Below are 23,162 nucleotides of genomic sequence, written 5' to 3' on the forward strand. Positions count from 1 at the left end.
ATCCGAAATATCCCTAATTTCCTTGCCGATTTGTTCGCAGAAGGTATAAGGGATATTTCGAGAAGCCCCACGGAAAATTTCAGACTCTTTTTTGCTTTTTTTGATTTTACCGGCTTTGATGAGTTCCTGTTTTTCTGCTTTGATACGCTCTAAAAGCACACTTGCAGGCTCATCATTTGGGTCCTGCGGAACAAGCTTGCCTTGTACTGCCATTTGGAGTATTGAATTTTTTAGCTGTTGTGCAGTCATTTCAAATCCTCCATATCACTGATACCGAGTATATCGGTGATTTGTGCCAGAATACGGTCAATATCAGCATTCAAACTTGCTCTTTTCTCCTGATACTGCTGAATCAGTTCTTTCGGAGGGAGTATTTCTTCCTCCTCATGCGGGAATCCACAAAGGTCAATGTTATAGTTCCTATCCTCAATTTCCGTTACTGTGTATTTCTTTGCTTTATCAAACCCATCAACGGTGATCTCCTCACGATTGTCCCACCATTCTATTACAGGTGCAAAATGATCCAACTTCATTGGTTTCGTTTTGGAGAAATTCTTGTAACCATCAGGCATATCCAAACGATAGAACCATGTTTCTTTAGTAGGCGTGGTTCTGTCAAAGAAAAGAATATTCGTCGTAATGGACGTATACGGAGCAAAAACACTGTGTGGCATACGAATAATTGTATGGAGATTAAATTCGCTCATCAGTTTTTTCTTAATAGCTACTTTTGCATTATCTGTGCCGAATAAGAAACCGTCAGGCAGAATTACTGCAGCTCTGCCGTTCTGCTTCAAACGATACATAATGACAGACATAAAAAGATCTGCTGTTTCACTGCTTGCAAGGTCAGCCGGGAAATGATTCTTAACCTCATTCTTCTCGCTTCCTCCATATGGTGGATTCATCAGAACAACATCAAACTGGTCTTCTTCTGTATAGTCGAGAACATCTTTCAGAAGAGAGTTGTCGTGATAGATCCTCGGCGTATCAATGTTGTGCAGAAGCAAGTTTGTTACACACAACATATACGGGAACTGCTTTTTCTCAATACCGTAAACAGAAGTATCAAAAGCTTCTCTATCCTCAATGGTTTTCATTTGTGGCTCAAGTGCCTTCAGCCAGCTAATAATAAATCCGCCTGTGCCACAGGCAAAATCCGCCATTTTCTCGCTGATTTTCGGTTTTATCATCTGAGCCATAAAGTCTGTAACAGCTCTTGGTGTATAAAATTCACCTGCTGAGCCGGCACTCTGTAATTCTTTCAGGATAGATTCATAAATTTCACCAAAAGCATGACTTTCTTCGTAATTTCCAAAATCAATGTTATCAATAATATTTACTACCTGACGAAGTAAGACACCGTCCTTCATGTAGTTATTTGTATCCTCAAATGTTGTTTTTACGATTGCCTTATTGATTGGTGTAGTTTTTGAAACTTCAATTGCTTTGAGTGTAGGAAACAGCTTGTTATTGATGAAATCAAGAAGATCATCACCCGTTATTGCTGTACCTTTTCCATCATCTACTGCCCAGTTGCGCCAACGGCATTCTTCCGGAATAATGGATTCATAATTTTCATCATCAAATTCCCAGTCATCCTCCTTTGTATCATAAACTTTGAGGAACAGCAGCCATGCGATCTGTTCAATACGCTGTGCATCACCGTTAATACCGGCATCATTTCTCATAATATCTCGTAATTTTTTTACAAAGTTGCTCAAACTACTCATATCTTAAACCACCCTATATATTTCTTCTTCAAGTGCCCTAACAGCTTTTATGTATCCTTCTTTTCCACCGAACAGCTTGACTATTGCAGATGGTTTTCCCATTTTAATAAATGGATCAAGTTTCAATACCTGAGTATCTTCAATCTGATAGATACCCTCATTAGAATACATATCAAGCAACGCTTCAAGGACATCCCTTGCCATGCCGTTGTACTTACTAATAAAATCTCGTTTCTTTACATCGTTGGCACGTTCTTTTCTTGTCAGTGGTTTTTTATCGAAAGCGACATGAATGATAAAATCAAAATCATCTACATCACCCATACCCTGAGACTCTTTCAAAGCCTGTATATCTATGCCGTGTTCTTTAAAAAGTTCAGATATAGTCTTTTTCTTTTTTTCGCTGTTCCAACTTCTGATAAAATGTTCTAAATCAGCATATTCTCCGAGAATATTGGTTCTTGTATAATCAATGATGTTCTCATGACGGAGCAGTTTACCGTCAGCATCATAAACGGATACAACTTTGTTGATGACGTGCACTGTACAACCATTCACATCTACATATGGCTTTTCTTGCGGTGTTAACGGCGGTTCAGGTGGATCAACAAAAATATCTGGTCCCTCTTTCGGTTTAGGAGCATGATAATTCGGAGCAACTTCAATCGGTCCATCCCAGTCAGGATCATAGAATAATCTTGAAACGCCCCTGAAATCCATAACTACAAAATGTGTCTTGCCTTCTTTTTCACGCAGTCGTGTTCCTCTACCAATAATCTGCTTGAATTCGGTCATAGAACCGATGTTTTCATCAAGGACAATCAATTTTGTCATTTTGCAGTCTGCGCCGGTAGACAGGAGTTTGGAGGTGGTTGCAATAACAGGATATGGAGAGGACACAGAAATAAAGTAATCAAGCTTGCTTTTTCCATATTCGTCTGAACCTGTTATACGCACAACATAATCAGGATTTTTCGCACAAATATCTGTATTAAGATTTGTAAGAGCAATTCTCATTCGCTCTGCAGCGTCCTCTGTGGCACAGAATACAATAGTTTTCTGCATTCTGTCGGTACTGATAAGATAGTTGGTTATTTCACGAGCCACCTGATTTATTCTGTCGGCGATTATGATGTTATAGTCATAGTCAGTATTATTATAAATTCTGTCCTCAATCTCATTGCCGTAGTAATCCCTCTGACCTTTTAGAGGCCTCCATCCGTCACTTATATCTGTTGTGACGCTGATAACCTTAAACGGAGCAAGAAATCCGTCCTCAATACCGTTTTTCAGTGAGTAAGTATATACAGGTTCACCGAAGTATGTAATATTTGAAGTGTATGTGGTTTCCTTTGGCGTAGCAGTCATGCCAATCTGAGTGGCAGATGAGAAATATTCCAGTATTCTCCTCCATTTGCTGTCCTCTTTGGCGCTTCCACGATGGCATTCATCTACGATAATTAAATCAAAGAAATCTTTGTCAAAGAGTTCAGAAAAATGTTCTTTATCATCATCACCTACAAGCTGTTGATACAAAGAAAAATATACCTGATGTGAAGATATTGTTGTTCTGTCGTCTTTTGAAACATTAATTTTGTGAATAACCTTTTCGAGAGGAGAAAAATCTTGCTGAATGGATTGATCTACAAGAATATTCCTGTCAGCAAGATAAAGTATTTTTCGTTTCATCCCACTTTTCAGCAAGCGGTAGACAATCTGGAATGCAGTATATGTCTTGCCTGTACCTGTTGCCATAACAAGGAGAAGTCTGTTATCACCACGAGCGACAGCATCTACTGTTCTATTTATTGCCACACGTTGATAATATCGTGGTTCATATGTATTTTGACTTGAATAATAAGGCTGTTTTATTACAGATATTTCGTCAGCCGATAATCCTGCACCTTCATTTGCAGATGTTTTATAACGTTCTATCAGTTCATCAGGTGTTGGAAAATCATCAAGTGGTATTTCCCTCTCTGTACCTGTAAGCATATCATGCTCATAAAAAGCGTCGCCATTGGAACTGTAAACAAACGGAACGTCCATCATCTTCGCATAAACAATAGCCTGCTGCAATCCATAAGACACACTATGATTATTATCTTTTGCCTCAACAATAGCGATGGGAAAACTGCTGCTCCAATAAAGAACATAATCAGCATATTTCGCACTTTTCTTATCTCTGTGCACAAAGTTGCCATTCAAACAAATTTTTCCGTCCGTTATTTTTGTTTCCATTGTGATTCTGCTCTTGTCCCATTTTGAAAGGATGGCAGGAGTAATGAACTGTAGTTTTATATCTTCCTCAGACATATCCTTTTTGGTGAGTATGGTCATAGTTCGCACCTCCACTTCTGATAATTATTTCTTATGAGAAGTTATACATAGTTTATTATATCATGAATTGCCCAACAAGTCAATCTTTCATTTTTCATTTTCATACCACTAATTTTTCATTTTCATACCACTAATGCCATTACAACACAGGTGGCATGAGTGGTATGTTTTTTGGATTTCATTTCTCAAAACAAAATGCCGATACGCCACAATCGCAGTGTACCGGCACTCCCTATTTCAATTATCTTCTATACGAACGACTTTCTGCTTCCTGAATCAATCTCTCATAATGCGGCAAATCGTAATCCGACATCATTTCCAATGGCTCCAATGCTTCAATATAGAAATTTCCCTTGCTATTCTGATATAAACTAACAGAACAAAGTTGGCCTAATGCACTTTCCGGATCTACTGTTCCATCTTCATTGACCAGATCAAAGGCATAACAAAAATCATCAAAATCTGCTTTGCCGCCAGAACGAATTCGATTGAAAAATTTCGCCATAACTCTGACATTTCCACCATTGAACACATATGCAGATACCTTGACATCCACATCTTTTCCGTCATCTGAAATGTGACAGTTAAGACTTCTGATGCAAGCATGATAAATAAAATTCGGGTCCCATTCATCATTGGAGAAAGACATGGGAATCACACAGTAATGCAGTACCTCTGACGGAATATTGCTGCAATCCAGTTTGTTCGTTATCTCCACATGTGACTCCAGAAAATCAATAATTTGCTTTTCCTTTTCATTATCTTCACCTAAATATGCGTAAGAAACTTCCTTCACATTTCCGAGTGCATTTACAGTTACAATACAAGATCTCTCCTGCAGTTCCAGAAAATTCAAAAGCGAATTTCCATCAGCATCCTTTTCCAGTATTTCAAATTCTTTAATCAACTCCTGAAATGCACATCTGCTTTCTGTCAGAATGTTCTTGTAGATCTTACTGCATTTCACAAGTTCCTTTTTCACTTTAACAGCAAGTGTCAGTTTGCAGGAATAATCCCCTTTCTTTTTCTTGGAAGGATAAATTCTCACATCTGTGATTACACCTATATAATTTATCCAGTTCTCTGGTGTGTCACCAACAACGTAGTTTTTGAATACCTCTGTTGCATTCAGTTGATTCTTTTCCATAAGAACTCCTTTCTTTTATTTTCGATTTTTTCCAGCACGATCAGATGAAGTCATCCTCTCCATTTATCTCACGCATGTGCATCATCTGCACCAATACACGATATTGTCTCTTGGCATTTTCTCCTGGTACTGTCATTGGCTGTAACTTGTCTACATATAAATGACGTCCTTTTGACAGGTACAGATTCGCTTGACAAAGCTTCCCTCTCACTCTTTTCTCATCAACATGACCATTTGCATCAACAAGATCAAATGCCCTACAAAAGGTATCAAACAAATTTTTTTCTTGCAGATTGATGCCGTTAAAAAATTTGCGGAACTTTTTCGCCTTTCCTCCATTGAATAAACATACTGTCACTCTCACCGTAACATCATTCGAATCATAACGCGATTGGAAACACTCCAACTGTTCCAAATATGCATGATAGCACTGGCGGGGTAAAAATTCATCATCTGGCATAATTGCAGGAATCATTGTATAGAACCGTACCATGTCATATAATTTTGTCCAGTTAAAAGGCTCATTGACAACAGCGTGATCTGCAAAAAAAGAACGATATTCTTCTTCTGTTTCTGCATGCTCAAACTCAGCAGTAGTTACTTTTTTTATTTCATTTCTTCTTCCAATCATCACTGCACACATTTGACCAAACAGATTTTCCAGATGCAATTCCGAAATGCCTTTCTCATCTTGGTTCAGCAGAGAAAATTCCTCCACAAACTTTTGAAAATCTGCTCTGCCTCCAATCATGATATTCCGGAATCTTTTCCGACATGTAACTGCATCATCTTCCACAGCAACAACCACAGTCAATACCACGGCAAAATCAGGAATGACAATACCATTTGATTTGTGCTCCATTTCAGATATTTCTACGTTTGTAATAATTCCAACATCCCATACCTCCTCCATCTGTGTTTCACCAACTTGATAATCGCGGAACACCTCATCTGTACTCAGTCGATTTCCATTCATTACAAAGCAGCTCCTTTCAGATTTTTTACAGCTCTTGGCTGTATTTTTATTGTATCATACCTGCATACTGTTTTGTAAAAATGACTTTTGGTTTTAATGCCACTCATACCACTGGCTGAAGATGCTTGAAAAGTAGTTGAAAAGAGCCAATTATTTAGCAGTATTTTTTCGGAAAACAAAATTAAAAAAACATACCACTCACGCCACTTTGACTAAGGTGGAATGAGTGGTATCATTTTTTGAAACTGTATCTGCTTTATCAACGTCCAGAACACCATACAAAAATCAAAGGCAAAGTACATTTCAGAGTGTACTTTGCCTGATTTTTGCAAATTTAGTTGTAAATTATTCATGAACGGGCAGCCGTATGTCCGCCGCCATGAGTATAATAGAAATATGGATCACGAGTTCTGAAACTCATCAGAAAGCAGATCCATAAATGCAAGACAAAGGCGTTTGTTGTTTGGAGAAAGGGACTGGAACTTTTCCAACATAGCCGCATCATCTTTGGCATATTCTGTTTGGCGGACAGAGCCAAGAAGAATGTGGTCAGGGGTCGTTCCCAGGGCAGTACATAGTTTCAGAAAAACTTCCAGACTGGGAATAGAACGGGCAGTTTCAATACAGGACAGGTATTTATCATTGATTTCTGCACGCTCACAGACCTCAGCTTGTTTCAGTTTCAGTTCCTTTCGACGTCTTGCAAGATTACGGCCAATTTGTTTGTAGTCCAGTATCATAGCATCACCTCTATGTAAGAGTATAAGAGTTTTTTTAAAAAGTAAACAGTACTAAAGTAGAAAGACGACTTGACAACAGAATAAATATAGCGTATAATAAGAATGCAGATGGATTTTGGCAGAAAAATCAGTTTATATACAGAAAAAAGGCAAGATGATTCTGTATCTCATATGAGCCAAAACAGCATTTACAAATTGAAAAATGCCAGAAATCAATCGTTTCAAATCTATAGGAGTTTAGAAAGTGAGGGAAAAGTCATGAGCAAAAGCATCATTCGGAAAACCGATCGCAAGTGCGTACTCTGCAAATACTGGAACGGTTCTGTAGGAAGTACTACCATTCAACCGAAAATGGGCGGTCAGTTTACTTACGAACACGAGGAAAAGCAATCCTGCTTCAAAAAGTGTGTTCCCATGCCTGCGTGGGGAACATGTGGTGATTTTGAAGCAAGGTATCAGTGAGGAGAGAAACACATGCCATTTATACCCAATAATCCTCCCAAGGTTAACTCTACCCCATTACCATCTTCGATAAAAAAAGAAGACCGAACAACACAATTTTCGTTTACTGATCCAAAATATAAACTTTCTGACCTTATTATATCAGATAGCCTAAATGATGAACTTCAAACTATTATTAAGGCACAAGAATGTTGGAGAAAAGTATTCGAAGAATGGAATCTTGGTTCTGTTTTAAAACAGCGAAAAAATCTATTTATCAACCTATACGGTGCTCCCGGAACAGGAAAAACAATGGCAGCCCATGCAATTGCAGAATCACTTCACAAAAAAATGATTTGTGTGAACTATTCCGATATTGAGTCAAAATATGTAGGAGAAACAAGTAAAAATCTTACTTCATTGTTCCATTTTGCAGACGAAAGCAAGGCAATTATTTTCTTTGATGAAGCAGATGCACTTCTTAGCAAAAGGGTTACCAATATGAGCAGTTCTACTGATGTAAGCGTAAACCAGACACGCTCCGTATTGCTCACGCTTCTGAATGATTATGATGGAATGGTGATCTTTGCAACAAATTTCATTAGTAATTATGATTCTGCTTTTATGAGAAGAATTCAGTATCATGTTAAATTTGAACTTCCAAATGCAGAATTACGATGCAAACTATGGAAGTTATACATTCCAAAAGAAATGCCTGCTCAACTTGATATAGATGATATTTCAAAAAAGTACGATGGGATCAGTGGAAGTGATATTTCAAATGCTGTTTTAAAAGCTGCTTTAAAAGCTGCCAAGCAAAATAATACTATTATTCCTCAAAACTACTTTGAAGAGGCAATAGAAAGAATCGTGGAAAGTAAAAAAGCAAATTCGAATTCAGGAGATTCAAATGTTAAAATTACAAAATCTGAAATTGTACCTGAATCAGAAGTTCCCCCTGAAGTAAAAAAACAGGCAGAACAGAACAAATAAAAGAAAGGATGTTTATTATGATTTTATTCGCTGCGCTTGTAACACTTGGAGGTCTTGCAGTTGTCTCACTGCTTGATAAATTTTACTATGCGTTTGCACGCTGGCTTCAGTCGCTTCCGGAAAGGCTAAAAGCAGCAACACCTGGTATTCTAGTTGGATGCAAGACATTTGTCGATGGAGCAAAACGCTTTATTGATGGAAGCGTAAAACAGATTTCAAGAAACTATTCTAAAGTCGGTGAACAGTGGCATGTAGTTTCTGCTGAAACTGTTGTGAGAAGAAACGAAGTGCCTGATGAAATAATCGAAATGACTGATAATAGTACAAATTATTTAGCAGACGTCACCGATGAACTTGAGATGTATCTGGAGGGATAAGTCATGGCCGGAGAAAATTCAAAAAAATATGGTATTTTTTCATCATTGCGCAACAGCAAATCTGTCAATCCCGATGAACCAGAAAAACCATATACTTGGGAATCTTTTTTTAAGTACATGAGCAATGAAATAGATAAAAGGATAATCAGTCACACAGCTGAGAAACAGCTTGCATATATTGGAGGAAAATGTCGATTTACCCCCACAATTGAGCAAGATGACTTTACTAAAACAACAACGCTGAATGTAGATGCAGAATTATATTTTCAATTACCAAATGATGATGAGAAAAATATAGAACGCTATCCACTTCATACTGAGAGGAATTTTAGCGATTTCAATCTAAAAGACGAGTCAACTTTGACAACCTTAAAAGCGCTGCTAATTCAGCCGTTAGAAGTAAAAATTGCAAAACCGGAATGATTTACTCTCTATATAACTTAAGACAATTTATGTAAATGAAAGGAAGATAAAAATGGGATTCATTAAAAGCATTGGAAAAGTGATTAAGGAGTTTATTCTTAACATTATTAGATCTATTACTAAAGCTCTTAGAGATATTGCAATGATCATTGGAAAGTTCTTTGCAAAATTGGTTCACTGGCTCAAAAGATGCCTTGAATATGTTGAAAGGCATTTGGATAAACTCGGTTTAACACCAAAAGTTGTAGGTACTTCTACATACCTTCATAAAACAAATGAAGGCTTTGAAGAAATTGCATATAACTATTCGGAACAAAATGGCGAATGGCGAAGAGATACTGTCATCAAAGACGAGATTGTGTCTGAAGATGAGATTCCAGATGATATTCTTGAAAGTGCAATTAATATGAAGAACGATGAATATATAAACATCTCGGATCAGACAAGTAACAGAGTGGAACAAAACCGAACTGCGCTTCTTGCGTAACGGGGTGGCTCATCTATGATTTATCTTATTCTTGCAGCTATCTTAATATTTTTTCTTGTTAAAGTATTCCGAAAAAGAGGTATAATTGGAAGGATAATTAAGATTATCCTCTGTATATTGGTTTCTACAGGGGTAATTATTTTGTTAGCTGCTATTTTACCTACTTTACATGGCTATATTGAATACGTATGGGACTACGATTCTCTTCCGTTGATTGGATTCACATTGCTTGGATTAGTTGTCTTAATTATTTTGCACATTATTGCTGTAAAAAAATTATATGTTGCTTCTGGAAAACTTCTTTTCTCTGAAATTATTCTTGTTGGAATTACTTTTGTATCCGTTTACTTCGAACTTGGAATCTTTCCACCGCTTACTATTATTTTATTTATCGTGTATAAAATTGTGGCAAGCAGAAAGAAAGTCAATAAATACATAAAAAAATACATTTCAAAAAATGGTGTGACTTCTGTTGATAATTTCAACACTGAGTTTGCAAAAGGAAAATCTGGTAACTGGCGAACAAAAATTGATAAAAAGCCAGCAAACGAATATGCAGAACAATTATATTGCGACCTTGCAGACCATGTTATTCAAGATACTGTTAATCAATTTGCCGTTGAAAATCCACGAGTAATACTCTTCAGTGAATTCAGTCGATTTGACAATTATTTAAAAAGTACCAAAAAAACACTTCAACGTTACTTACCAAAAGAATCAATATCATATTGCGATGGAAATTTTATTCGTAATATAAGTTCTAAAAGCCAGGATGCTTTTTGCACCAAAGAAGCATTATCACAAATGAATGATAACCTGTGTGCTTCATTGGATGCTTATTTGGATCAGAATATAGATCCGCATAGAATTGAACAATTCAAGTTTGCATTAAATCCACTTTTAGTTCAGTACGTTCCAACATATGTAAAAGCTGATGAAGTCAGAAATGCTCTGGCAGAAAATGCAGTTAAAACTTTAACTGAAAGTGGAAAAGTAAGCAAAGAGTTTTCAGGAGTATATATAAAAATAAATTCAAACGGTCAGCCTGGAGACACACAACAAGAGGAAATCCATAATGGTTTACCAATGGATAATGATATAAAGGACGAGGAAGATAAACTTGATGATTTAGAAGGATGCCCTAAATAAATGTCATAATATGTGCCAATATTTTGCGAAATCGTAGCAAACTTTAATTCTAAATATATATTATAATTCCGATAAGGTATATTCCAGCCTTATCGGAATTTTTATATATATACGGAGGAACTTGAAAATGGAAGAAACCAGAACCTGCACCCACTGCGGCAATATCCTTGCAGAACAGGAAGGCACAATCGTTGGAGATGACATACTTTGCGATGAATGCGTTGCCGATTATTGCGTCACCTGTGACCACTGCGAAGAAACTATGTGGACAGAAGACTGCATCACCGATGACCACCTCTATCTCTGCCCGGACTGCTATGAAAGCCACTATCATCGCTGTCAAAACTGCGATAGAATCATCCATGAAGACTGCGTCAATTGGCACTGTGACATGCCCTATTGTGATGACTGCTATGACGAGATGGAATCAGACAACGAAATCGAGGACTACAGTTACAAACCGGCTCCCATCTTTTTCGGCAAGGGAGAACGATTTTTCGGCGTAGAGTTGGAAGTCGATGACGGCGGCAAATATGACTGCAATGTAAGGCAGCTGAAAGAGCTTGCAAATGCAAATCATGCGCATATCTACATCAAAGCCGATGGCAGCCTGAATGATGGATTTGAAATCGTCTCCCACCCCATGACCCTGGATTACCATATAAACGAAATGGACTGGGAAACTGTTCTGGAAAAGGCAGTGGAACTTGGCTATCGCTCCCATCAGACCAGTACCTGCGGACTGCATATTCATGTGAACCGGGATGCCTTCGGTGAAAATCAGGCAGAGCAGGAAGAGGTCATTGCGAAAATTCTGTACTTTGTAGAATCACACTGGAATGAACTGTTCCGGTTCAGCAGACGAAAAGAAAGCAGCATCAACCGCTGGTCTGCAAGATATGGATTTGAGAAAACCGGAAAGGAAATTCTGGATAAAGCAAAGGATTTCAGCTGCGGCAGGTATACTGCTGTTAACCTGCGCAACTACCACACCATTGAATTCCGGATTTTCCGTGGCACACTGAAATACAACACATTCATAGCCGCATTGCAGCTCGTAAATGAGATTTGCAATACGGCTCTTTTCAGTTCTGAGGATAAATTGGAGAAGCTCTCATGGAGCGAATTTGTCCGCAGAATCAAAGAGCCGGAATTGATTCAGTATCTGAAAGAACATCAGCTGTATATCAATGAACAGGTTTTTGGAGAGGAGGAGATGTGACATGTGTGCCGTCTATGGCTTTCTGGACTACGGCAAGAAAATCAATCATAAGATGCTGACAAAGATTCTGCGTGAGTTATCTGTTGCAGCTGAAGTCAGAGGAACCGATGCAACGGGGATTTCCTATGTCAGAAACAACGAAATGGTGACTTTCAAAAAGGCATCCCCTGCCCACAAGGTCAGGTTATTCTTCCCCATGGGAACCACCGCTGTAATCGGACATACCCGCATGACCACACAGGGCAGTGAGAAGAAAAACTACAACAATCATCCGTTTGAAGGAAGTTCAAGCAGACATCGTTTTTCCCTTGCACACAATGGTGTCCTATACAATGAAAAGGAGATTCGACATGAAAAGCAGTTGCCGCAAACAAAAATCGAAACGGACTCCTACATTGCAGTGCAGCTTCTGGAACAAGGTCAAACTGTCGATCTGGCTTCTGTCAAAGCTATGGCGGAAGCAGTAGAAGGCTCCTTCACATTTACCATACTGCGAGATGATAACACGCTGTTTCTGGTGAAAGGGACTAATCCATTGGCAATTTATCATTACCCGGAATTTGGTTTGTATCTGTATGCATCTACAGATAAAATTTTGCAGACTGCATTGCAGAAATCAGGGTTTAACCCAGCATACCAACTCATCCCCATAAATGATGGAGATATGATTCAGATCAATCCCGATGGCACAATGAAAAAGAATTCTTTTAAAATTCTCACACGCATTGACTGGCAGTATCACTATGATTATCTCGACTGGTTATGTGAAGATGATGACCTGCTGGATATCTGTACTTGCTTTGGTGTTTCCAGAGAAGATGTGCACTTTCTGCGTTCCTGTGGCTTCGCATCGGATGAAATTGAAGAACTGCTCCTGGATACAGAATATTTGCAGGAGTTACTACATGAAATGAAGAGTGTATCAGAAAAATGAAAAAGATCGACACATTGAATAACCTGAATCATTCCAACATTCCGGAATCCCTGAAACAATATTTGCAGAACAAAGTCCAGGGATTTCTGGAAGAATACACTTGCAATGATTTTGGCGACATATTTTCCATCATTTTGCTTCGGCAGAATGAACTGGATTACATTTCAGACAAGCTGCTGGAATTTGCAGAAATCCTGCAAATTGGCAATCAAAAATGGATTCACACTGTCTGGGCACCGTCTGACGGTTACAGTGAGGATATCTATCTCCCCTACTCTGCTCAGGCTATGGAAGCCATCGAAAGGAGGTGTTAGTCATGTTTCAGGGAGAACGTTATTTGACGCAGGGTGTCAATCAGACCATTCCCATGTCACTGCAAATGCTGCTCTGGGAGTGCATTGACCACATGGATGTGGAAAAGGACTACCTGCAAATCTTCCAGCTGTCCGTTGCTGAAAATGGAAATCAAGTGATTTGCCACGAACAGGAGAAACCGGAATATCAGAAAACCTATTCGCTTGCCGTTCCATTTCCGGCGATAGATGCGAAAATCTATGTCATTGACGATTACTATGCAGACGAAAACAAGCACGTTGCCACAATGCTGCTGGCAGAAGAATACTGATGAGGCACATAATGAAAGAGTTTTTTGCAGGACTGGTTCTGACGCTGATAGTCGGTGGAATTGGCATTGCCCTGGAAACCAGAAACAGGGAGGTGAAGTACATTGCCTCTGGGGATTGAATTATTTCTGGCTGGCGTAGCAGCTGGCATGGAGCTATTGGATTTGCTGCGCAGGGCTGACAAATGACCGATGAGGGGGGATTGCATGATGCACCATGCTGTTCCCTCTTTTTTTCAAATAGCACGGCGAACATATTGTTATCTCTCAGAAAGGAAGTGTATCTATGAACTACACAGGGCATGTCCGGAAGCGGGAAACAAAATCCGGCATTACCACATATCAGATCATTGTGGAGGAGGAATCCAATCCCACTACCGGCAAGCGCAAACGGCATTACAAAACTATTCAGGGCAGCAAAAAACAGGCGGAAAAAGCCATGCGGGAATTTATCACCGAACTGGAAAATCATAGCTTTGTCAAAGGCAGTAAGATGCGGGTTGCCGATTTCCTGCATGAATGGCTGGAGTTGTATGTGAAGAACCAGTTATCGCCTACTACCGTTCAGCATTACATTGACCAGACAGAGAAATATATCATTCCACAGTTCGGGAACTATTATCTGGATCAGCTGCGGAATATTGATATTCAGAAGTGGATTTTCAAATTACAGCAGAAATCGCCCTTGACTGGAAAGCCGCTTTCGCCAAAGACTATTAAAAATATCGTGTTGAATCTGTCTGCTGCCATGAAGAAAGCCGCTATGCTGGAGCTGATTCCAAAGAACCCTTGCGAAAATCTGACGCTGCCCAAATTACAGCGTTATCAACCGGAGGTATACAGTATGGAAGAGGTGGCACAGATGCTGGATTGTGCGAAAGATACAGACATGTATCTACCACTGATGATTGAGATCTGTCTGGGACTTCGCAGAGGAGAACTTCTGGCATTAAAGTGGCATCATGCAGATCTGGAACATGGGATTCTTTCCATTGAGGAAAATCTGGTAACTGTGGTCAACGAACAGATCACAAAAACGCCAAAGACAAAAAGCGGCCGCAGATGCATTCGGATTCCACAGACTTTGCTTGCATTGTTGAAAGCTACACTGGAAGAGCGTCATGCACAGCCCAATGATTACATTATCTGCCAGAAAGATGGCTCACCCTACAAAAGTGACTCCTTTTCTTTGAAATTCCGCCGGTTTTTGAAGAGCAACAACTTGAAACATATCCGATTCCATGATCTGCGGCATATCAACGCTACGATTATGCTTACTTCTGGTGTTTCACCTAAAGTTGCACAGGAACGGTTGGGACATGCAAACTATCAGATCACGATGGACATTTATAGCCATGTGTTGCAAAAGGTGGAGAAGGAAGCAGCGGATCGAATTGATGCTGCGTTGTTTGAGAAAACTGGGTCTTAAGGGAACAAAAAATCCCGGAATCTCCGTTTGTTTTGGAGGTTCCGGGTATTTTTTTGCTACATATGGGTTGGATAAATGGCATGAGTGGTATGTTTTTCAATAATTATTCAAAAATCATCCATCATGCTATATTACTTCAATTTTTAGAGGATATAGAACTGCTTGAGTGAATAATCACTCTGATAGATGGATTTCTCATCACGCCACTCAGTATAGATATACAGTAACAAAACATCCTTACCGACTAAATCATCAAAGTCCATGCCTTTTTCGTTTAACATAATTCTAAGAGTAGCTATTGGAACAGGAACGATAAACGCCTTCCCTTCCTTACTTCTTCCAACAACATCAGTTAAGAGATAATACTCATCCTCAGTTTCAGAACCACAAACTGAATGAATACCATCATCATATCTTACGTCTTCAACAGTAAGCAAGCCTGAGAAAAATTCGTCAAATGATTCTGCCTCGGGTGCATTGCTGTAGAGAGTTCCAACAGTATCTTCTCCTGTTATCGTATGATAAGCATGAATAAAGCTGTCATTTACCGCCTCAATAAGATTATTGCCGTTTGCCTTTGTTTGGTTTTTCATGATAATTTGCTCCTTTATGAATTTATTTATTGCAGCCTTTCTGGCTACGGTTATATTCTACCATAGGAATTTTTGCTTTTGTAAAAATGACTTTCAAATGCTGGTATTGAAAAAAGCCCATCACTTTCATCACTACAGTAGTGACAAAGGTGATAGACTCATTTTACTTTGTATAAAACAGCATAAAATAGATAATTGATACCACTCATACCACAGCTATGCTTGCGAAACAAAGGCAAAAACGCTTGGATTTAGGTCTATTTCTGAAAATCCCAGTTTTTTGTTATATGTGGTTTAGACAAATGGTATGAGTGGCATTTTCATTCAGATTAAAATACCCTCAAAATGGTCTATCTCATGCTGAATGATCTGCGCTTCAAAGTCCTTAAATGTACGCTTTTTCTTTTTGAATTTCCGATCAAGGTATTCCACAACAATTATGCGATATCTCTTTGCCAGACGTTGTCCAGATAAGGATAAGCATCCTTCCTCTACATCATAACTTTGCTTCGAATAGTCCACAATCTTTGGGTTCACCATGATCAGATATTCCTTGCCGATCTGTGCTACTAAAATAGTTTTCCGTACACCTATCATATTGGCCGCCATGCCAACACATCGATCTGCATTGACTTGTATCGTATCCAAAAGATCACGAATCGTCTGCTGATCATTTTTTGTTGCTGGTTCCGACTTCTGGCTGAGAAAAATAGGGTCTGTTACAATCTCTCTGATCATATTCTTGCTCCTTGCTGTTTTACTGATTCCATTATACCAGATTCTTTTCCATTACACAACAGAGTTTTTTCGGATAGAATTATCAAAATGATACCACCTATACCATTATGGCATAAGTGGTATTGTTTGTGCATTTCTTTTTCATTGGACAATCCTATATGAATCTCTTACAATAATAAAAAATGACGTCATTATTGACACTGCCGACGATAGTTTCAGTTGATCAGTGTCTTACGTTACTTTTTCAGAAAAAATCACGCCATTACGTTCAAATGAAAAATTTCTTCCGCTGCCCACCTTAAAAAGCAACATTTTCAGGCACCACGAACAACGCTGCACATTTCCAGGCATTTCTTGCCGACGTCATGCCGACGAAATCTGCAAAAAGCACCCACGCCGACGGATTCGCCGACGAATCAAAGCCAATACCAATCTAGCGGTTTCCATTTGGACAAAATTGGACAAAAAATAGAGCCGAACAAAATCCGGCTCAAAAATCCTTGACAGACCTCAAAAAATCAAGTATAATGAAAAAGAACATTCAAGCAAACAAATAATCAAGTTGCACCTCCGATTATTTCATTTGCGTGAATGTTCTTTTGGTTTGGTCGAGGTGACAGGACTTGAACCTGCGGCATCTTGCTCCCAAAGCAAGCACTCTACCAAACTGAGTTACACCTCGATTTCTACAGCTTTATTATTATACCACACCTTCCCTGCTTTTGTCAAGGCATTTTTTCAATTTTCCACACAAATCATTGAATCGTCCAATATGAGCTGCCCTGCCATTCTGTACTCTTCAAGCTGGCACTGAATGTACTCAGTTATTGCTTTTGTGTCCTTTCCAACAGCACCAACAGCAAAAGATAAGCTTGAAACACTGACAACTGCTGTAAAACAGGCAAATACCACTAAAAAAGGAACCTGCCCCAAACAGAGTGCAGATTCCTTCCCATAAAACATCTCAATAAAACGTAGCCACTTCCTGCTCCGGTGCACTGGTCATAACAACCTCCTGTACCTGTAGCACAGGACCTTTTCCACGGTACAGCTTGTGCTTCTGGACAGAGATCTTACCCGTCACCTGCACCCACTGCCTGGTCTGGAGCATATCCGCCTTCTCCCACTCAGCTACGACGCAGCTGTATGTGATATCCTCTACACAGCACGTCATGACATGACGTCCCACTGCAAAAGTTTTCGGCGGAAATTTCAGATCCATGGCAACGATCCCACGGAAAGAGATCACCTTGCCGTCATACTTCTTCGGATCCTCCATAATGTCCCGATACCACAGGGCATAATCCGTATCCGCTAGCCGGATCACCGGTGCATTCACATCAAAAGGCAGCGGATCTTCGATCTCATCATATTCCACCTGCCCATTGGCATACTCATAGGCAATGTCCGTCCGACGGCTGATGGCACGCACCAGCTTGTGGAATTCCATCTTGTCCATGGATTTGTCGAACCGGTTGAATACCACCAGTTCACAGGTGTTCAGCTTGTCCAACACCAGACTGCGCATATTGGCGTTGTACTGTAAAAATGTGGTGGCATCGGCAAAAAACATCTCCTGATATACCGCCCAATCCTCAGGCAGATTCTGGAACAACTGTCCCAGCTGCCACATGCCGTTATATTCCAGCACTACCCGAGTCGCACCGCATTCCTTCAGCAGTGCAGACAGATGCTCCGCTGTCAGTTCCTCCGGCTTTTCCAGAGTACGGATATATACCTCCTGACAGGGCATTGCAGAGATATCGTATTCCTCTTCGCCCTCTTCACAGAGGAGCAGCATGGTCTTTTCTCCGGAATTGAACCGCTTGTCCTCCAGCGTCTCCTGAATGAACTTTGTCTTTCCCGCTTCCAGAAATCCAGTGAACAGATAAACTGGAACATCTGTCTCCTGGGGCTGTCTTCCTGCCATAATGTGCCTCCTTACTCAGCATGGAACAGCGCAGCCAGCGCATCTTCCCGGATACCGGAGCCAATGACGCAGAGACGGCCTGTTGTACCGGCACAGCCTGTACGCACATCCGGTGTCCCCGGTACATAGTCAAAGTGAATCCAGCTGCCGTCCTTTGCCGGAACGATACCCTTGGCACGCAGCACCATGCCATAGGTGTCGGCATCGGTGAGTGCCTCCAGCGCCGCAGTGATCTCCTCCTGGGTATAGGTCTGTGCCGACTCTACGCCCCAGCTGGTGAATACATCGTCTGCATGGTGATGATGGTGCTCGTGGTCATGGTCGTGATCGTGACAGCCGCAGGTGCAGTTCTCGCCGTGTTCATGTTCATGGTGGTGGTCATGATGATGTTCGTGCTCATGCTCATGATCGTGGCAGCCGCATTCGTCGTGATCATGGTGATGTTCATGGTCATGGTCGTGATGGTGATGATGGTCATGCTCTGCCGCTTCTGCCAGCAGTGCCTGCAATTCGTCATCCAGTGTATTCTTCTGGGTCATGGCATCCAGCAGCTGCTTTCCGGTGAGCTGATCCCAATCGGTAGTCACGATAGGTGCCTTTTCGTTGCAGGTACGCAGACGGCGTACGCAGTCATCCAGCTTTTCCTGTGCCAGACCAGCGGTATGGCTGAGGATCAGGCAGCTTGCATAGGTGATCTGGTTATTGAAGAACTCGCCGAAATTCTTCTGGTACATTTTGCACTTCTTGGCATCTACAACAGTGGTGAAGCCATCCAGCTCCACATCGTGAGCATGGATATTCTGCACCGCACGAATGACATCGCTGAGCTTGCCCACACCGGACGGTTCAATGATGATCCGGTCGGGGTGATACTGTTCCAGCACCTGCTGCAGTGCCTTGCCAAAATCGCCCACCAGACTACAGCAGATACAGCCGGAATTCATCTCCGTGATCTGCACGCCGGCATCCTGCAAAAAACCGCCGTCAATGCCGATCTCACCGAACTCGTTTTCAATGAGCACCAGCTTTTCGCCGGTATAGCCCTCTGCAATGAGCTTCTTGATCAATGTGGTTTTACCGGCACCCAAAAAGCCGGAAAATATTGTAATTTTTGTCATGCAGTCTGCACTTCTTTCTCTCAGAATTTCTGACATGGGATGGAACCACTCCATGCCAATCCTCTTTAGTATAACACGCTTTCCACAGACATGCAAGCAATTTTGAGGATATTTAGATGGATTTTTTATGAACAAAAAGAGTATTCTACCTGCGCTCCAGTTCTATAATTGCGCCGGCAATCTGCCGCAGCACCGGTGCTGCAGCCGTATTGCCATAGCCCCCGTCCTCTGCCAGCACAGTCACTGCATAGTGTGGTTCTTCCGCCGGAAAAAACGCCGTCACCCAGCCATGGCAATATTCCTCGCCCTTTTCATCATAGCGTCCGGTCTGGGCAGTGGACGTTTTCGCACCCATAGTCACATTACCGGGCTTTCCCTGAAAATCCTCGTCCTCCGCCGCATAGCACATCAGTGACCGCAGATACCGGGCTGTCTCCTGGGAAATGCCCTCCTCATGAACTGTTTTTTCCTCTCGGAGCACTGTTTTCCCATCTTCTGTCACACCACGCACCAGACGCACCATGGGCAGTGAACCGTCTCCTGCAATGGCACAAGTCATCCGTGTGATCTGCAATGGTGTTGCTGTCAGAATACCCTGTCCGAAGCAAAAATTGGCACGCTCCGCCGGCAGATCTAACTGCTGCAAGGTAGGCAGTGTACCGCTGGACGCCACAATATCCGCTGTCAGTGCGGTCTCTTCCCCGAAGCCAAGGGATTTTGCCGTATCCAGCAGATCAACGCCGTCCAGTTCCTGACTGAGCGCAATGAAATACGGATTACAGGAATTGCGCATGGCAAGTGCCATATCCTGAACACCGTGTCCATTCAGGTCGTGACAGCGGAACAGCTGCGTCCCCACGGAAATAGAACCAGTGCAGTCCCAGTAAAACGTTCCGGCAATGCCCTGGTCATAGGCACACGCTGCCGTCACCAGCTTGAAAATCGAACCTACAGGATAGGCGTACAGTGCCCGGTTGATCATGGGGCTGTCGGGATCCTCCAATGCTTCTTCCAGGTTGTCCACGGAATAGGACGGAAAACTTGCCAGTCCCAGCACATCGCCGCTTTCCACATCCATTACCACAATACAGCCCTTTTCCAGAGATTGCCCGGCTGTCTCACAGATTCGCTGTATGGCTGCATCCAGCGTAGTTATGACACCCTGCACCGGATTAGCACCATAGCGTACCTGCTTATTTTCCCCGGCAAGAACGCCGCCTGTACCATCTACGGAAAAGGTCACGCTCCACTGGGAATCCACACTCCGCAGCACATCGTCATAGGCATATTCCAACCCGGTCACGCCACTGCCCTGGGATGTATATCCAACAAGATGCTGTGCCAGCTGATGATCACTGTATCGCTCCGGAATCTCCAGCACTGTCACATCTGCGCAGTCAATTTTCGCAGTATCCACTGTGCACACAAAAGGCTTTCCCTTTTCCACCTGCGCATAAAACGCATCCAGATCCAATACATGGGGCAGCAGTGCGGCAATTGCCTCCGGCGTAGGATTTACTACAGCAGTACAGGTATTTTTCGCATTGACCAGAGGCGTACCATTCCGGTCATATATCGTACCCTCCGCTGTTCCGACAAGGCAGGTATAGCTACCCTGCTCTGCCGCCGTCTGCACCAGCTCCGGCTTCTGCATCAGCCACGCCAGATAGACCGCCGCAGTACAAAACAACGTCACAATCATCAGCCGCAGCCATGCCAATCGTTTCCGTAACCGTTCCATACCAACCCTCCTGTTATTTGAATTAGGAATGAGGAGTTAGGAATGAGGAATGGCGGTGTTCGCTGCGCTCACGGATCAAAATTATTAGAAATTCATAATTAAAATCCATCGCCGCAGGCGATACCATCATTCCTCATTCCTAACTCCTAATTCCTCATTACCTGACTCCTGACTCCTAATTTCTCATTTCCAAGTATTGTTCCATCCGGTTCCCGGAATATGCATCCCGCTGTAGCATTGCCCGGCATGTACAACATCTACAAATTACGACTTGCATTTGTGGAAATATCTTCTCATTTTTTGTGAAATCCCTTGACTATTGCATCAAAAAAGAGTATAATATGAATAGAAGCTGTGTACAGCCTCTATGAAATGTGTTACCTTGCCCGGCAGTACAGGCAGTTTTTTCAGGAAACGCGTATGATTCTGCCGTATGGCAAGCCGTCTCAAAATCCATGCGGAAGGAGTGTGTGCCACCCGGCACAATGTATCTGAACTATGAAAAATATCTTATTTGCCGCATCCGAATGCGTCCCCTTCGTCAAGACCGGCGGTCTGGCGGATGTTGTGGGAGCACTGCCCAAAGCGCTGAACCATGATGAATTTGATGTCCGTGTCATCATCCCCAATTACACCTGCATCCCCTGGGAATACCGGAGTCAGTTCCGCTATGTCTCCCATTTCTACATGGACTACGGCCGCCATGTGGAAAATGTCCACGTAGGCATTATGGAATATGTTTATCAGGGCGTGCACTTCTATTTCATTGACAACGAATATTATTTCAAATGCGACCGTCCCTACAGTGATTCCATCATGTGGGACATCGAGCGCTATATCTTTTTCTGTAAAGCAGTACTGGCAGCAATGCCGGTCATCGGATTCCACCCGGATATCATCCACTGCCACGACTGGCAGACCGGTATGATTCCCGTATTCCTGCGCAGCACCTTTGCCTCCCACAGTTTCTACTGGGGTACAAAGAGCATTATGACAATCCACAACCTGAAATTCCAGGGCGTGTGGGATATCCGGCACTTTGTGTACAACACCAATCTGCCGAACTACATGTTCACCCCGGATAAGCTGGAATTCAAAAAGGATGCCAACATGCTCAAGGGCGGTCTGGTCTATGCCGATTACATCACTACAGTCAGCGAAACATATGCCGAAGAGATCAAAACGCCCTATTACGGCGAACAGCTGGACGGTCTCCTCTGTGCACGCTCCCGTTCTCTCCGGGGCATCCTGAACGGCATCGACTATGAGGTATACAACCCGGAGACCGACCCGAAGATCTCTGTGCACTACACCGTAAAGGACGCTGTGGAAAAGAAGAAAGAAGCCAAAAAGGCACTCCAGAAAGAACTTGGTCTGCCTGTGGATGAGAACAAATTTATGATCGCTATCATCTCCCGTCTCACCGACCAGAAAGGTCTGGATCTGGTAGACTGGATCACGGATCGCATTGCAGACCAATTCACCCAGTTTGTCATCATTGGCACCGGTGAAGAACGGTATGAGAATATGTTCCGCTACTATCAGGGCAAACACCCGGATCGTGTTTCTGCGAACATTTTCTATTCCGATCCCCTGGCGCACAAGCTCTATGCAGCAGCAGATGCTATGCTGGTACCGTCCCGGTTCGAGCCATGCGGTCTGACCCAGCTGATCTCGCTGCGCTATGGCACTGTGCCCATTGTCCGTGAGACAGGCGGTCTGAAAGATACTGTTGTTCCGTACAACGAATACGAAAAGACCGGAACAGGCTTCACCTTTGCCCACTACAATGCAGACGATCTTCTCTACACCATCAACTATGCGAAGAATATCTACTTCAACCACCGTGAGGACTGGGACGATATTCTCCGCCGTGGCATGGAACAGGATTTCTCCTGGGGCAGCTCTGCACTGCAATATCAGGGCATGTACGACTGGATCATCCGTGGTATGCGTGGATAATCCCATCGCCTGATTTCATTTACAAAAGCATTTTAAACTCCGCCGCCGGCACATTACCAGCGGCGGT

Annotated in this window: 22 protein-coding genes, 1 tRNA gene and 1 pseudogene; 12 read left to right on the top strand and 12 right to left on the bottom strand. The window is 42.1% G+C overall.

All coding sequences use genetic code 11. From position 1 onward, the window contains the following. The 6 genes and pseudogenes from QZ375_RS03860 to QZ375_RS03885 form a co-directional block, all read right to left on the bottom strand. A pseudogene (locus tag QZ375_RS03860) lies at positions 1-249 on the bottom strand (restriction endonuclease subunit S); the annotation flags it as partial. After that, positions 246-1,733 (bottom strand): class I SAM-dependent DNA methyltransferase, encoded by a 1,488-nt coding sequence (locus tag QZ375_RS03865; protein WP_295215528.1) that lies wholly within the window; start codon positions 1,731-1,733, stop codon positions 246-248. The gene QZ375_RS03865 and the pseudogene QZ375_RS03860, both read right to left, overlap by 4 nt. 3 nt (positions 1,734-1,736) lie before the next feature. After that, positions 1,737-4,073, bottom strand: coding sequence for an EcoAI/FtnUII family type I restriction enzme subunit R (hsdR, locus tag QZ375_RS03870; protein WP_295215531.1), 2,337 nt, complete (start codon positions 4,071-4,073; stop codon positions 1,737-1,739). 241 nt (positions 4,074-4,314) lie between these two features. Beyond that, positions 4,315-5,220 carry a hypothetical protein gene (locus QZ375_RS03875; protein WP_295215534.1) on the bottom strand — a complete coding sequence of 302 codons (906 nt, stop codon included), beginning with the start codon at positions 5,218-5,220 and terminating at the stop codon, positions 4,315-4,317. A 40-nt stretch (positions 5,221-5,260) separates the two neighbouring features. Next, positions 5,261-6,016, bottom strand: coding sequence for a hypothetical protein (locus tag QZ375_RS03880; RefSeq protein WP_295215539.1), 756 nt, complete (start codon positions 6,014-6,016; stop codon positions 5,261-5,263). A gap of 581 nt (positions 6,017-6,597) precedes the next feature. Beyond that, the gene (locus QZ375_RS03885) at positions 6,598-6,936 is read right to left on the bottom strand and encodes a helix-turn-helix transcriptional regulator (RefSeq protein WP_295215541.1); all 339 of its coding nucleotides are present in this window, start codon (positions 6,934-6,936) and stop codon (positions 6,598-6,600) included. A gap of 258 nt (positions 6,937-7,194) precedes the next feature. Here QZ375_RS03885 and QZ375_RS03890 point away from each other — a divergent pair, with 258 nt between their 5' ends. The 11 genes from QZ375_RS03890 to QZ375_RS03940 all read left to right on the top strand — a co-directional run bounded on the left by QZ375_RS03890 (position 7,195) and on the right by QZ375_RS03940 (position 15,013). Then, the gene (locus tag QZ375_RS03890; RefSeq protein WP_295215545.1) at positions 7,195-7,398 is read left to right on the top strand and encodes a hypothetical protein; all 204 of its coding nucleotides are present in this window, start codon (positions 7,195-7,197) and stop codon (positions 7,396-7,398) included. A gap of 12 nt (positions 7,399-7,410) precedes the next feature. Then, positions 7,411-8,370, top strand: a complete 960-nt coding sequence (locus QZ375_RS03895) for an ATP-binding protein (protein ID WP_295215549.1) — start codon at positions 7,411-7,413, stop codon at positions 8,368-8,370. A gap of 17 nt (positions 8,371-8,387) precedes the next feature. Further along, entirely contained in the window at positions 8,388-8,747 is a 360-nt protein-coding gene (locus QZ375_RS03900) for a hypothetical protein (RefSeq protein WP_295215551.1), read from the top strand. Between the two features lie 3 nt (positions 8,748-8,750). Next, positions 8,751-9,170: a hypothetical protein gene (locus QZ375_RS03905; RefSeq protein WP_295215554.1), complete on the top strand. Its 420-nt coding sequence runs from the start codon at positions 8,751-8,753 to the stop codon at positions 9,168-9,170. 52 nt (positions 9,171-9,222) lie between these two features. After that, positions 9,223-9,657: a hypothetical protein gene (locus QZ375_RS03910; RefSeq protein ID WP_295215557.1), complete on the top strand. Its 435-nt coding sequence runs from the start codon at positions 9,223-9,225 to the stop codon at positions 9,655-9,657. Between the two features lie 15 nt (positions 9,658-9,672). After that, on the top strand, positions 9,673-10,806 hold the full coding sequence (locus tag QZ375_RS03915; RefSeq protein WP_295215559.1) for a hypothetical protein: 1,134 nt from the start codon (positions 9,673-9,675) through the stop codon (positions 10,804-10,806). Between the two features lie 127 nt (positions 10,807-10,933). Beyond that, positions 10,934-12,028, top strand: a complete 1,095-nt coding sequence (locus QZ375_RS03920) for an amidoligase family protein (protein ID WP_295215561.1) — start codon at positions 10,934-10,936, stop codon at positions 12,026-12,028. A 1-nt stretch (position 12,029) separates the two neighbouring features. Next, positions 12,030-12,962, top strand: coding sequence for a class II glutamine amidotransferase (locus QZ375_RS03925; RefSeq protein WP_295215565.1), 933 nt, complete (start codon positions 12,030-12,032; stop codon positions 12,960-12,962). Continuing rightward, on the top strand, positions 12,959-13,276 hold the full coding sequence (locus tag QZ375_RS03930; RefSeq protein WP_295215568.1) for a hypothetical protein: 318 nt from the start codon (positions 12,959-12,961) through the stop codon (positions 13,274-13,276). The genes QZ375_RS03925 and QZ375_RS03930 overlap by 4 nt, the downstream gene beginning before the upstream one ends. Before the next feature lie 2 nt (positions 13,277-13,278). Next, positions 13,279-13,587 (top strand): DUF960 family protein, encoded by a 309-nt coding sequence (locus QZ375_RS03935; protein WP_295215571.1) that lies wholly within the window; start codon positions 13,279-13,281, stop codon positions 13,585-13,587. Positions 13,588-13,870: 283 nt separating this feature from the next. After that, positions 13,871-15,013 carry a site-specific integrase gene (locus QZ375_RS03940; RefSeq protein WP_295215574.1) on the top strand — a complete coding sequence of 381 codons (1,143 nt, stop codon included), beginning with the start codon at positions 13,871-13,873 and terminating at the stop codon, positions 15,011-15,013. Between the two features lie 143 nt (positions 15,014-15,156). Here the strand turns inward: QZ375_RS03940 and QZ375_RS03945 are convergent, their stop codons facing one another. The 6 genes from QZ375_RS03945 to QZ375_RS03970 all read right to left on the bottom strand — a co-directional run bounded on the left by QZ375_RS03945 (position 15,157) and on the right by QZ375_RS03970 (position 21,133). Continuing rightward, positions 15,157-15,606: a hypothetical protein gene (locus tag QZ375_RS03945; RefSeq protein WP_295215577.1), complete on the bottom strand. Its 450-nt coding sequence runs from the start codon at positions 15,604-15,606 to the stop codon at positions 15,157-15,159. Positions 15,607-15,930: 324 nt separating this feature from the next. After that, on the bottom strand, positions 15,931-16,344 hold the full coding sequence (locus QZ375_RS03950) for a peptide deformylase (RefSeq protein WP_295215579.1): 414 nt from the start codon (positions 16,342-16,344) through the stop codon (positions 15,931-15,933). 605 nt (positions 16,345-16,949) lie between these two features. Continuing rightward, a tRNA-Pro gene (locus tag QZ375_RS03955) sits at positions 16,950-17,026 on the bottom strand. A gap of 282 nt (positions 17,027-17,308) precedes the next feature. After that, a complete protein-coding gene (locus QZ375_RS03960) occupies positions 17,309-18,274 on the bottom strand; it encodes a GTP-binding protein (RefSeq protein ID WP_295215582.1) in 966 nt (321 codons plus the stop codon). Positions 18,275-18,285: 11 nt separating this feature from the next. After that, on the bottom strand, positions 18,286-19,392 hold the full coding sequence (locus tag QZ375_RS03965; RefSeq protein ID WP_295215729.1) for a GTP-binding protein: 1,107 nt from the start codon (positions 19,390-19,392) through the stop codon (positions 18,286-18,288). Between the two features lie 145 nt (positions 19,393-19,537). Next, entirely contained in the window at positions 19,538-21,133 is a 1,596-nt protein-coding gene (locus tag QZ375_RS03970) for a penicillin-binding protein 2 (RefSeq protein WP_295215585.1), read from the bottom strand. A gap of 498 nt (positions 21,134-21,631) precedes the next feature. Here QZ375_RS03970 and glgA point away from each other — a divergent pair, with 498 nt between their 5' ends. Beyond that, positions 21,632-23,095 carry a glycogen synthase GlgA gene (glgA, locus tag QZ375_RS03975; RefSeq protein WP_295215588.1) on the top strand — a complete coding sequence of 488 codons (1,464 nt, stop codon included), beginning with the start codon at positions 21,632-21,634 and terminating at the stop codon, positions 23,093-23,095. The last annotated feature ends 67 nt before the right edge of the window (positions 23,096-23,162 follow it).

The sequence above is a fragment of the Ruminococcus sp. genome, assembly GCF_019417665.1.
GTDB lineage: Bacteria > Bacillota > Clostridia > Oscillospirales > Ruminococcaceae > Ruminococcus_C.

Coding starts and splice junctions, on each gene's coding strand:
- QZ375_RS03865 (WP_295215528.1), bottom strand. CDS start 1,733: ATGAGTAGTTTGAGCAACTTTGTAAAAAAATTACGAGATATTATGAGA.
- hsdR (WP_295215531.1), bottom strand. CDS start 4,073: ATGACCATACTCACCAAAAAGGATATGTCTGAGGAAGATATAAAACTA.
- QZ375_RS03875 (WP_295215534.1), bottom strand. CDS start 5,220: ATGGAAAAGAATCAACTGAATGCAACAGAGGTATTCAAAAACTACGTT.
- QZ375_RS03885 (WP_295215541.1), bottom strand. CDS start 6,936: ATGATACTGGACTACAAACAAATTGGCCGTAATCTTGCAAGACGTCGA.
- QZ375_RS03890 (WP_295215545.1), top strand. CDS start 7,195: ATGAGCAAAAGCATCATTCGGAAAACCGATCGCAAGTGCGTACTCTGC.
- QZ375_RS03895 (WP_295215549.1), top strand. CDS start 7,411: ATGCCATTTATACCCAATAATCCTCCCAAGGTTAACTCTACCCCATTA.
- QZ375_RS03900 (WP_295215551.1), top strand. CDS start 8,388: ATGATTTTATTCGCTGCGCTTGTAACACTTGGAGGTCTTGCAGTTGTC.
- QZ375_RS03905 (WP_295215554.1), top strand. CDS start 8,751: ATGGCCGGAGAAAATTCAAAAAAATATGGTATTTTTTCATCATTGCGC.
- QZ375_RS03910 (WP_295215557.1), top strand. CDS start 9,223: ATGGGATTCATTAAAAGCATTGGAAAAGTGATTAAGGAGTTTATTCTT.
- QZ375_RS03915 (WP_295215559.1), top strand. CDS start 9,673: ATGATTTATCTTATTCTTGCAGCTATCTTAATATTTTTTCTTGTTAAA.
- QZ375_RS03920 (WP_295215561.1), top strand. CDS start 10,934: ATGGAAGAAACCAGAACCTGCACCCACTGCGGCAATATCCTTGCAGAA.
- QZ375_RS03925 (WP_295215565.1), top strand. CDS start 12,030: ATGTGTGCCGTCTATGGCTTTCTGGACTACGGCAAGAAAATCAATCAT.
- QZ375_RS03930 (WP_295215568.1), top strand. CDS start 12,959: ATGAAAAAGATCGACACATTGAATAACCTGAATCATTCCAACATTCCG.
- QZ375_RS03935 (WP_295215571.1), top strand. CDS start 13,279: ATGTTTCAGGGAGAACGTTATTTGACGCAGGGTGTCAATCAGACCATT.
- QZ375_RS03940 (WP_295215574.1), top strand. CDS start 13,871: ATGAACTACACAGGGCATGTCCGGAAGCGGGAAACAAAATCCGGCATT.
- QZ375_RS03945 (WP_295215577.1), bottom strand. CDS start 15,606: ATGAAAAACCAAACAAAGGCAAACGGCAATAATCTTATTGAGGCGGTA.
- QZ375_RS03950 (WP_295215579.1), bottom strand. CDS start 16,344: ATGATCAGAGAGATTGTAACAGACCCTATTTTTCTCAGCCAGAAGTCG.
- QZ375_RS03960 (WP_295215582.1), bottom strand. CDS start 18,274: ATGGCAGGAAGACAGCCCCAGGAGACAGATGTTCCAGTTTATCTGTTC.
- QZ375_RS03965 (WP_295215729.1), bottom strand. CDS start 19,392: ATGACAAAAATTACAATATTTTCCGGCTTTTTGGGTGCCGGTAAAACC.
- QZ375_RS03970 (WP_295215585.1), bottom strand. CDS start 21,133: ATGGAACGGTTACGGAAACGATTGGCATGGCTGCGGCTGATGATTGTG.
- glgA (WP_295215588.1), top strand. CDS start 21,632: ATGAAAAATATCTTATTTGCCGCATCCGAATGCGTCCCCTTCGTCAAG.